Genomic DNA, 425 nt, shown 5'->3' with positions numbered 1-425 from the left:
TCATGACTTAATGTCGACGATAATAAAGGTAAATTACGGCATGGGGTGTATTCAATCCGGTGCTTTTTGGGTTGCTGCACCTGCGGGGTCTATCATCAAGTGGACTTACAACAATCAGTATGACGCAGAACACTTAGACGTTCATGACAGTATTAGAGTCGCTGTTTTGATGTTAAAGATATTGAAGAAATACCTTGGGGTAGATTTCGCTCCGATGCGCGTATTACTTTCTGGGGAGCGTGCGGATGAGAACCTATATCGAGACTATTTTGGCTGTGACGTAACATGGAATCATCATCAAACAGAGATCTGGTTTCATTCCAACTTACGCTTGGCAAATCTGGCTGAAAATCAAGATACCAAACAAACCTTTTCTTTAAATTTTGAGGACTTGGATCGATGCTTAGATATGCCCGATCCAAGCG

Annotated in this window: 1 pseudogene; it reads left to right on the top strand. The window is 42.1% G+C overall.

Annotated features, from left to right (window positions below):
* Positions 1–40: 40 nt before the first annotated feature.
* Positions 41–425: pseudogene (locus tag AB4486_RS28255) on the top strand (AraC family transcriptional regulator); the annotation flags it as partial.

The organism is Vibrio sp. 10N.222.55.C6, from assembly GCF_041473395.1.
Taxonomy (GTDB): domain Bacteria; phylum Pseudomonadota; class Gammaproteobacteria; order Enterobacterales; family Vibrionaceae; genus Vibrio; species Vibrio crassostreae_C.
The sequence above is the reverse complement of the archived record's forward strand: the minus strand, read 5'-3'. Positions and strand labels throughout refer to the sequence as shown.